The following is a 10056-nucleotide window of genomic DNA, read 5'->3' as shown; positions in this document are numbered from 1 at the left end:
TCAAGTCAACAGCGCCAGCACTACCACGACCACTCTCCCAGTCAGCGAAACTTATCCGGCGGACAGCTCCTATGACGACGCGGTCGGGATCTACGTTTCCACCTCCGGCAATGATTCGACCGGCAACGGGTCGATCGGCAACCCCTACCGGACCATCCAGCACGTTTTGGACAACATCGCCACTTCTGGAAGCATTATTGTTTTACGCGGCGGCACTTACAACGAAAGCCTTAATATCCGGACCGACAATATCACCATCCGTTCCAAGAATGATGAATGGGCGGTCCTGCAAACCTCGACCAGCGACAGCTCTATCAACCAGACCGTCAGGTTCAACCTCGACACCGGCTGGTCTTCCAGCGGCGGAAAACTCCACCGGCTGGAGATCATTGGCGGCTATTACTACGCGGTCAAGTTTGAGACCATGTGGGACTGGGGAGGGGCCGACCGGAGCGGCGTTTCCAGCGTGACGATCGAAGCATGCATAATCCACGACAGCGGCCGCGACTGCGTCAAAGTTACTCCCAATTGCGATGATATTAAAATAATTAACTGCGAAATTTACAATTCAGGTGTTCGCGATAGCAGCAACGCCGAAGGGATCGACAACGTTAATGGGGACCGTATGCAAGTCGCCGATTGCAAAATTCACGACATTGCCACTAACGGCCTATATTTCAAGGGAGGCGCGACCGACTGCATCGCCGAACGGAACACGGTCCATGATTGCGGCGGCGCCGGGATCCTGCTCGGCTTTGATACCAGCCCCGAATATTTCGACCTGACCGCTAATCCCGGCTATTTTGAGAACATTAACGGGATCGCCCGCAATAATATTGTCTATAACATTCAGAATTCTGGGATTGGCATGTACGCGGCTAAGAACCCTCAAATCCTGAACAACACCATTGTCAACACTTCCAGCACTTATCATAGCCCCATCTATTTCGGCTTAACCTATCAAGACTGGGATGCGGCCGCCGGGCGGCCGGCCAGTGAAGGGGCGGTCATTAAAAACAATATCGCCGTTTCCAACAGCCCGGATTCATACGGGGTCTACATCCGCTACTCCAGCGACCTGGGAGGGATGAACGCGTACAGCGGGTTTCCTGCCATGGGCCACAACCGCTATTATAAGCTTGGCGGAGGAGCGCTAGTTTTTGTAGACCAGCGGCCTACCAGCACATACAATGGCGCTCTCGCCGGCTGGAAAACCCACATTTCCGGAGATACTGACAGTACTGAAGGGGATCCGTCGCTGGATGGCACTTATCACTTAAACAGCGGCAGCCCCTGCCTTGGAGCCGGGGAAACGATTTCCTCGGTCGTTTATGATATAGACAAGCAAACCAGAAGCGCCCCATACGACATCGGGGCTGATCAAAGATAAGAACATGATCAAATATCTATATTATTATCTAATGGTCTGTTTAATCATCGGCTGCGGCGGGTGCGCCGTAGTCAATTCCACAACAACTACGACCACTACCACAACCAGCACCACACTCCCCTCTTCTTCCAGCGCGATCATTATTGATCATAACTGCACAAATCTGGCCGGAATTCCTTCCAGCTGGATCACGACCGTGAGGACCAATAACCGGGCCCTCCACTATTGCCGGCGCTCCGACGGGACCTCGCTGACTACAGGAGTTGAGGATATTGCCGCCGCCAATCCAACTACCCACCCAACGCAAGTTGAATGGTGCGGCTCCCCTGACCCTGTTCCCAATTTGCGGATCTGGAACGGCCAGTTAAGCAGTGACTATGTAACTGCCGATGATTACTGGGCCACCACCGCCGGCCTTAATACAACCAGAAGCATCCTGAACAATAACACCGACATTAAATATTCCATGTGGTCCTGGTGCACTGAACTGGACAGCTGGGATGCCAGCCAGGTCGCAGGTTACCTGGCCGCGCTCAATGCTCTGGAGGCGGAGTTCCCGGAAGTTACTTTTATTTATATGACCGGGACCGCCCGCGCCAACGGCGAAGTCGGCTGGAACCGTCACCAACGAAATGAGCAAATTCGCGAGTACTGCCGAAGCAACAACAAGGTCCTTTTCGATTTTGCCGACATCGAGTGCTGGTATGGCGGAGCTCAGGCGACCGATTCATATGGCGGAAATACTTTTCCTATCCGTGACTCCCACTATGGGGCCATCAACACTGACGGCCCGAATTATCAATGGTCGCACACCAGCCAGGAAAACTGCTATAATAAAGGGGTCGCTCTTTGGTGGCTCATGGCCAGGCTGGCCGGCTGGGATGGGCCTTAAATTAAGGGGGAATTAATATGACCGGGATCAACGGCGTCAGCGGACCAACTTTCCAAAACACCAACAGTGACAATGTCAGCAAACCGAACCAGACAAATGAATACCAGCAATACATTTTAAGCTCTCAGCAAAAATTCAACACCATGCTTAACGACCTGGTCACCAGTTCTGACGATAACGGCAGTAAAAGCTCCGATTCCAACATCCTTTCTTCGTTGATCAACGACACCAGCTCCCCTGCGTCAGCCCAAGCTTCGACCATGGACACCCAGCGGTTAGCTGCCCTGGAGCAAACCTCTGCTCTTTTAGGTGAAGAAGTGATCTATTACGACCAAGTAACCGGCGTCCAGGCGACCGGAACGGTCGACAAAGTACTGGTAAGCGGTTCTGCGGTGCCAACAATTGTCCTGACGGACGGCCGGGAACTGCCGGTCGCTTCCCTGGTAGGTCTTAAACGGAAATAGCCTTATAAAAGGGGGTGAGAGAAAGTAAAACTTTCCGGTTCCACTATTCTTAGGAGGTTTCCAATGAAAAAGATCGCATTAACTTTAGTTTTGGCCCTTTGCGTCGCCTCGTTAGCTTCGGCGGAACTGCTCGTCACCGCCAATCCTCTGGGCCAGGGTAAAATGGCCTTTTCCGGCGCTTACGTTCTCGATTCAAACTACCAAAACAGCAGCGGCATGAGCCTGGGATCAATCGGCGGTTATTTTGGTTACGGTATCACCGATAAACTTGACGCCTACGCCCAGCTTGGTTCGGCAACCGCATCAGGTCTCCCGGTCGGCATCAGCGGCATGTCGGCCACCGGCTACGGCGCAAGCTTAAAATACACCATCATTGACGAGGGAACGGACATCCCCGTATCAGTCGCGCTCGGCGGCGGATACAAATCCTTCAACAATAAGACCACGGTGACCGGCTTGGGTGATATCACCTCGACCGCTTCGCAGATAATGCTTGGCGTCGGCGTCAGCAAGGTCATGGCCCCGCTGGTTCCTTACGGCGCGATCGCTTATCGCAGCAACAGCGTGAGCACCGCCAATTCAAACTCCACCCAAATCGACCTGACGATCGGCACCGCCATCGCCTGGTCAATGCAGGGAGCGGTCATGATCGAATATACGATGCAATCGATCACCCCGCAAGCCGGCGGAAGCTACACCGGCTCGGAGATCGCGGCCAGCGTCGCTTATAAGATTTAGTTTACAGCGCATAAACCAATGGGCCCCCGCTGTTCACGCGGGGGCCTTTTTTAGGAGGGAATTGTTATGGTTGACAACATGAAAGAAGAATTTAAAGTTTCCGGGGAGCAGTTGCTTAAAAAAATCAATGAACTGGTCAAAGAAGGGAATATCAGGCAGATCACCATTAAAGGAAAGGACGGAAACGAGATCTTCTCCTTCCCCCTGACTTTTGGCGTGATCGGCGCGGCCCTGGCCCCGGTGCTGGCGGCGGTCGGCGCGGTAGCCGCCCTGGTAACCGAGTGCACCATTTCGGTCGAAAGAAAAGAGCCTAAATAAAAGGCTAAATATTTTTTGATAGGTCGTTATGCTATAATAAACTCAATATGAAATTTAGTTTTGGCGTTCTTTTGATTTTTTCCCTTGTCTTCTTTTTTATTGCTTATACGTTTTTTTCTCAGCCCGGGTCAACAATTAAACTTTACGAAAAAGACAATGGAGGAGAAGTCCATCTTAACGTTAACGACAATTTAATTATTACACTTGAAACCAATCCAACAACAGGTTATAACTGGGAAATTAAAAAGACCAACCCTTTGATCCTGAAACAAACCGCTCCGCCGCAATTTATTTCAAAAAGCAAACTCGTCGGAGCCCCCGGACAGATCATATTTACGTTTACCGCGATCGCCCCTGGCAGCGCTGACCTGGTCTTTGACTATCGCCGCCCATGGGATACGGAAACCGATGAAACAAAAGGGTACAAGATCTCTTTGCTGGTCAAGCAATGATCAACAGGGGAAATACAAGAAGAAACTAGTTCCGCTTTTTTGAGGTTTTTGAGAAGTTGCAATATCAATAAATCCTTTATGTCCTTCAACCGCTGTTTTGACGATCGTCAAACCGATCCCTGTTCCCTTTTCTCCTTTTGAGGTTTCCCCAAAATCAAAGATCTTCGGCAGAAGCTCTTCGGATATACCAGACCCGTTATCCCGGACCATCACCCTGACATAATCCCCGGAAGGGATCGTCCCCAAGCTTGTCTCTAGGTCCTGCGGGAGCCTGACGTTCTCCGCCGAAACCTCGATCTCCCCCCGGAACGGCACAGGGATCGCGTCAAAAGCGTTGATCAGCAGGTTGAGGACCGCCTGTTTGAACTTTAACTGGTCAAGCCGGGCCATTGGCCGATCAGGATTGGAATTAATGATCACGATCAGCCTCCGCTCATCAATGTTTTTCAAGTGAGTAAAAGTGTAGATCGCCTCAGATAATAGATCCAGCACAGGCAGTGGCTCTTCGGAAAGCTTGACCGGCCGGAAAAGGTGCTTCATTGTGTCAATTAATTTACCCAGCTCAACCGCCGAGTCATAAATAATAGCAAATCGCTCCCGGATCTGCGCCTCATTAACAAAAGAAACTGTTTTTCCGCCCGATGAAGCCAGATAGATCGCGCCCAAAATATTTTTCATGTCATGCGAAACCCCGGCCCATTCCTGAATGATCCGGCGGTATGCCAGCAAGGGGACCAGCTCTTCTTTGGCTTTCAGGGCCAGCATTTCATTTGTCCTGGCCCGTTTGCGGATATGCCCAAGGCTCATCGCCGGAATGGTTAAAAAACTAAGGTTAAAAACCACCCTTTCCAGATTGCCGCGGTCGCTGGTGGTCAGGTCAAGAGCGGCAGAAAGTATGGAAAAAGCGAAGATCCCGGACATCAGACGGTCATAAAATCGACTCGCCTTTCTGACCTTTAGCTGGAAATTGTCCGGCATCTGGGAAAGCTCGATCATCGTTTTTTCGATCCCGCGGATCCGCCTTTCCAGCCGGTTGACCGCGGCGTTAAGTTTTGGTTGTTCGCCGGGTAAAAGAGCTTGAAGCGCCTGAAGCGGATATTTGCTCCACTGGGCGAGCTGAACCTCCAGACGGTTTCCCGCCCCCAGTTTTTTATCCCAGTGATCGGCTGCCCGGGGTTTCCACCAGGCGCTTGGTTGGCCGTTAACGCGTCGAACTTCGATCTTCATACTAAAATTATCGGCCTAAATTGGCTAAAATTTCAGGCAAATTGCGGTAGAGTTAAAAACGATAGCCGATCAGCGCGGTTATCCCGGATTGCTCGGTCCCAGCCTTTATCGATCCGTAACCAAATTCAAAGAACAATTCTCCGTCACCCAGCGGGGTTTCGCCGCCGTATAGAAGCTCTCCTCCCAGAGATCTCTGGCCACCGGCAGATGTGACCAGTGGATAATTAACCCCTATCCCGGCATAAGAACGCATCCCAACCGTCTCCGGTGGATTTAGGTAGTAGTATGTGTCGGCAAAAACCATTAAGTGGCTGTTGCCGGAACCTGATCCATACAGACTGCCAACCCTGAAAATAATATCGTTAAATGGCAGTTCCCATTCGCCCCTCAGAGCGGCCAGATTGGCAAAATAGCCCCCGGCAAAGGCGAGCTTCCCAGCCCAGGCCTTTTCCTGTTTGGGCGGCAAAGCGGCAATTTCCACCGGCTTGGACGGATGTTTTAATTCAGCCGGCAAAGGACCGGTTGGATCATACGTCAACCTCACCGGCTTCACCTCTTCCGGCTCAATGATCTGGGCGATCACCGAGGGGGTTTCAGGCGTTGGGACCGCCGCGATCGATTCTGGAGTGGCGATCACTTCCGGAGTAACCTCGGCAATAACAATCGGCGCTTCGGCTTTCGGGATCGTGTAAAGCAAATCGAGTTCCGCTTTTATCCTTTCGACCTCCTCTCCCCTTTCCTGTTTGGTCGTTTTTTCACTGATCCCGATCCCATTTTCCAGGTTGAACAAACGCGATTGCAGGAACTTGATCATTTCCTGCCGCCCTTCCGGGGTCAGGTTAACGATCCGGCTTTTCATCCGTTCCAAGCGGGCCTGGTCCTGCGGAGTCAGCGCCGCAAGAGCCGACACCGAAAGGAATAAAAGAATTAATATTATGGTCAATGTTCTTCGCATGCCTGTTTTCATTATACAATCACCTCTGAATGGGCTGTCAATATAGTATAATTCCGTTATGGACCTGTTTGACGCCAATCTCAAGAGCTACAAGGAAAAGAACGCGCCGCTCCCCCACCGGATGGCGCCGCGCGGCCTGGATGAGATCGTCGGCCAGGAGCCGATCCTCGGGAAAGGAAAACTCCTCCGCAGGTTGATCGAGACCGACAAGGTTTCTTCGGTCATCCTCTACGGCCCGCCGGGAACAGGCAAAACCGCGATCGCCAGGGTGATCGCCAGTTCAACCAAAGGACATTTTGAGTGGCTCAACGCCACCGTCGCCAAGGTCGAAGATATCCGCCGGGTCAGCCTGGAATCCAAGGAGAGGATCAAGCATTACGGGACCAAGACGATCCTTTTTCTCGATGAGATCCATCGTTTCAACAAGCTCCAGCAAGATGCCCTTCTCCCCGATGTCGAGGAAGGGAACCTCATCCTGATCGGAGCGACGACTGAAAACCCGTTTTTTTACGTCAATTCCGCCCTGGTCTCCCGCTCCAATATTTTTGAGCTCAAACCATTGACCGCCGATCAACTTAAAGAAGTCGTTAAATATTCCCTGACCGACACCGAACGTGGCCTGGGTAAGATCAAGATCAAAATGGAAACAGCCGCCCTTGATCATCTGGCAAAACTTTCTGACGGGGATGCCAGACGAGCCCTGACCGCCCTGGAGCTCGGCGTACTTTCCACCCCGCCGGGCAAAGACGGACTGATCCATTATACTCTCGCGGTCGCCGAGGAATCGATCCAAAAGAAAGCGGTTGTCTACGACAAAAAAGGGGACCAGCACTATGACACGATCTCCGCCTTTATCAAATCGATGCGGGGGAGCGACCCCGATGCCGCACTCTATTATATGGCTAAAATGATCTATGCCGGCGAAGATCCCCGATTTATCGCCAGGCGTATTGTCATTTGCGCCGCCGAGGATGTCGGCAACGCCGATCCGCTCGCTCTGGTCGTCGCCAACTCGGCCATGCAGGTCGCCGAGTTCGTCGGGATGCCGGAAGCCCGCATCCCCCTCGCGCAGGCGGCCGTCTACATCGCGACCGCCCCAAAGAGCAACACCTCATATCTTGGGATCGATGCCGCGCTCAAGGACGTGGCAGAAAACCCAACCCTGGAAGTCCCGATCCACTTTAAGAACGCGGTCTATGAGGAAGAAAAGAAAAGAGGGAAAGGCCAGGGGTATAAATATGCCCACGATTATGAAGGCGGGCACGTCAAACAGGAGCATCTTGCCGAAAAAAAGAAGTACTACGAACCGAAAGAGATCGGTTTTGAGAAAAAGATCAAAGCCAGGATGGAAGAAATTGATCATTAACAAGTGAAATCCCCCCTTGTTTTCTCGGAAGAATAGCCATGACTTCTCACCTGAATCTCATTAGGATCGCCCGAAAGGCTGATTTTCTGGCCGGCAACAGTGTGCTTAATTCCGTAGAAAGAACAGTCGCCAGGAAGAGGGTCGGCCACCGTGGATTAACGGCCCTGAAAGACAACGTTCTATCACCGATCGCCGATGAGAACATGGGTTTGTTCAATTTAAGGACAAAAAACCATGCCGCAGCTTTGCGCTGGCAGGCCTGGTTTCGCCTCGCAGAGCTCGAAAGCTATCCAAAGCGCATCGCGCCCCGCCTCAGGCATACCCAATTCCTCCTTGGCCCTGAAAAGGAAATAATTGACGGGCGTTCGCTTGGCTTCCGCGACGCGGCCCTATTTTCCAGCCGTGAAAAAAGACAACTTAACCAGGACGCCGCCCTGCTCGCGCGCAAAAATTATGACAGCCTGGCGGCTGTGGCCGATGGATTAGGAGGCCATCCTCTTGGTGAGGTCGCGTCCGCTGTCGCAATAGAGACCCTGGCCGGTGTTTTTGCCTCACCCGCCGCTTATGGCTTGAACGAGTTTGTGCCGGCTGATGCTTTCCGCTGCGCCGCCATGAGCCTGTTTGGGGAGCCCGATCTCCACTTAAAAAGATTGGATGACCCCCTGTTTGCGCCTGGAACAACGCTGACTTCCGCTTTTATCCGGGGTGACCAGGCAACTATCACCCATGTTGGCGACTCCCGCGCCTACCTGTTCAGGGAAGGAAGGTTGTCGGTCTTAACCCCCGACGACGGGGGATTGCTATCCGAAATAAAGAAGGTCAACGATTACGGGAAAGGGGTAAAGGGGGCGTGGCTGAAAATGCTCTGTCCGTCTTTTGTGATATTTAGTATGGCCGGCTTAGCCGAGGAACCCTTCATTGCCTGGATCATCAAGAACAACAGACTGCCGGATTTCCCGTTAAGCGGAGAAATGGCCGCCAGTTATACCTTTTTAGCCTCGCAATTTCGCTCAGCGTACATTTTGGACAAGCATCTCGGCATGCCGATCATCTCTACCCCATATGGCTACCATTTTCAGGTTCAACCTGGCGACCTGTTGCTGTTAGCGACCGATGGATTAAACAAACTTGAGTTTGAACAGCTTACTTCTGTTCTGGATAATAACCAAAATGGATCGACAGCCGAATTATTGTTAAAACTCTATAACTTTGGGCCCAAATTCAGCGACAATTTAACCATTGCGGCAATTAAGCTATAATATCAACATATGTTACTTGGCGCCCATATGTCGATCGCCGGCGGAGTTGATAAGGCCATTGAACGGGGCCTCTCGATTGGCTGCGCCGCGATCCAGATCTTTGTAAAAAACAACAACCAATGGGCCGGCAAGCCATTAAGCGGCCAGGAGATTGAACGATTTAAAACAGCCCGCAAACAAAGCGGGATCTTCGTCTTTGCCCACGCCGGTTATTTGATCAACCTGGCCACTCCCCTCTCGGACAACCTTGAGAAATCACACAATTCAATGATAGATGAACTGGAACGCTGTGAAGCGCTCGGCTTGCCATTTATAGTCCTCCACCCGGGCTCGCACCTGGGAAAAGGCGAAGGCCAAGGCATAGGCTTGGTGATTAAGCATCTTAATGAATTGATCAAACAAACTAAAGGCTTTCAAGTAAAAATCGCCCTGGAGACGACCGCCGGCCAGGGAACAAATCTTGGCTATAAATTTGCCCACCTGGCAGAGATCCTCTCCGGAATCAAAGAACCGGAACGGTTGGCGGTCTGTTTTGACACCTGTCACTCATTCGCCGCCGGTTATGACCTAAAGACCCCCGCTGGCTATCGGGCAACCTGGGAAGAATTTGACCGAACGATCGGGCTGGACAAACTTATTGCTTTCCATCTAAACGATAGCCTTAAAGGATTAGGATCAAAGCTTGATCGTCACGAACACATCGGCCGGGGAGAATTGGGACTTGAGCCATTTCGCTTTCTGATGAATGACAAACGCTTTGAAAATTTACCAATGGTCCTGGAAACACCCAAAGGACCGGAAATGAAAGAAGATTTCGAAAATATTAAGATCTTGCGAGGGCTGATTGATGAAAAAGTATGACGATCTTGGCTTTGCCAAGGTTGATCACCACAGAATAAACCGCAAAGGTTTCCCGGAAGTGATCTACTCTCCCGGCAAAACCCCCGAGCAAATTGCCAGGATCGCTCTTAGCATCCACCAAAAAGGCCATAATG

The 10056-nt window shown here is 51.7% G+C and carries 11 protein-coding genes; 9 read left to right on the top strand and 2 right to left on the bottom strand.

Going from position 1 to position 10056, the window contains the following annotated elements:
* The 6 genes from KKF06_02185 to KKF06_02160 form a co-directional block, all read left to right on the top strand.
* The coding region (locus tag KKF06_02185) for a right-handed parallel beta-helix repeat-containing protein (GenBank protein MBU1616576.1) at window positions 1-1390 on the top strand (1390 nt) is incomplete at its 5' end.
* A 4-nt stretch (window positions 1391-1394) separates the two neighbouring features.
* Entirely contained in the window at window positions 1395-2282 is an 888-nt protein-coding gene (locus KKF06_02180) for a hypothetical protein (protein ID MBU1616575.1), read from the top strand.
* A 17-nt stretch (window positions 2283-2299) separates the two neighbouring features.
* Window positions 2300-2746: a hypothetical protein gene (locus KKF06_02175; protein MBU1616574.1), complete on the top strand. Its 447-nt coding sequence runs from the start codon at window positions 2300-2302 to the stop codon at window positions 2744-2746.
* Window positions 2747-2809: 63 nt separating this feature from the next.
* Window positions 2810-3484 carry a hypothetical protein gene (locus tag KKF06_02170; protein ID MBU1616573.1) on the top strand — a complete coding sequence of 225 codons (675 nt, stop codon included), beginning with the start codon at window positions 2810-2812 and terminating at the stop codon, window positions 3482-3484.
* 66 nt (window positions 3485-3550) lie between these two features.
* Window positions 3551-3802, top strand: coding sequence for a DUF4342 domain-containing protein (locus KKF06_02165; GenBank protein MBU1616572.1), 252 nt, complete (start codon window positions 3551-3553; stop codon window positions 3800-3802).
* 47 nt (window positions 3803-3849) lie between these two features.
* Window positions 3850-4254: a protease inhibitor I42 family protein gene (locus KKF06_02160; GenBank protein MBU1616571.1), complete on the top strand. Its 405-nt coding sequence runs from the start codon at window positions 3850-3852 to the stop codon at window positions 4252-4254.
* On the opposite strand, the gene KKF06_02155 is transcribed toward KKF06_02160, so the two are convergent.
* Both KKF06_02155 and KKF06_02150 read right to left on the bottom strand, forming a co-directional pair.
* Window positions 4255-5481, bottom strand: a complete 1227-nt coding sequence (locus tag KKF06_02155; protein ID MBU1616570.1) for a HAMP domain-containing histidine kinase — start codon at window positions 5479-5481, stop codon at window positions 4255-4257.
* Between the two features lie 52 nt (window positions 5482-5533).
* Entirely contained in the window at window positions 5534-6448 is a 915-nt protein-coding gene (locus tag KKF06_02150) for a hypothetical protein (protein ID MBU1616569.1), read from the bottom strand.
* A gap of 46 nt (window positions 6449-6494) precedes the next feature.
* On the opposite strand from KKF06_02150, the gene KKF06_02145 reads away from it, so the two are divergent.
* From KKF06_02145 to KKF06_02135, 3 genes are read left to right on the top strand one after another with little or no spacing between them, the layout of a single operon-like run.
* On the top strand, window positions 6495-7802 hold the full coding sequence (locus KKF06_02145; GenBank protein ID MBU1616568.1) for a replication-associated recombination protein A: 1308 nt from the start codon (window positions 6495-6497) through the stop codon (window positions 7800-7802).
* A 38-nt stretch (window positions 7803-7840) separates the two neighbouring features.
* Window positions 7841-9061, top strand: coding sequence for a protein phosphatase 2C domain-containing protein (locus KKF06_02140; protein MBU1616567.1), 1221 nt, complete (start codon window positions 7841-7843; stop codon window positions 9059-9061).
* A gap of 9 nt (window positions 9062-9070) precedes the next feature.
* Complete coding sequence (locus KKF06_02135) at window positions 9071-9922, top strand: deoxyribonuclease IV (protein ID MBU1616566.1); 852 nt, start codon at window positions 9071-9073, stop codon at window positions 9920-9922.
* The last annotated feature ends 134 nt before the right edge of the window (window positions 9923-10056 follow it).

This window comes from Candidatus Margulisiibacteriota bacterium, from assembly GCA_018822365.1.
In the GTDB taxonomy this organism is placed as follows: Bacteria; Margulisbacteria; WOR-1; order O2-12-FULL-45-9; family XYB2-FULL-48-7; genus XYB2-FULL-45-9.
The sequence above is the reverse complement of the archived record's forward strand: the minus strand, read 5'-3'. Positions and strand labels throughout refer to the sequence as shown.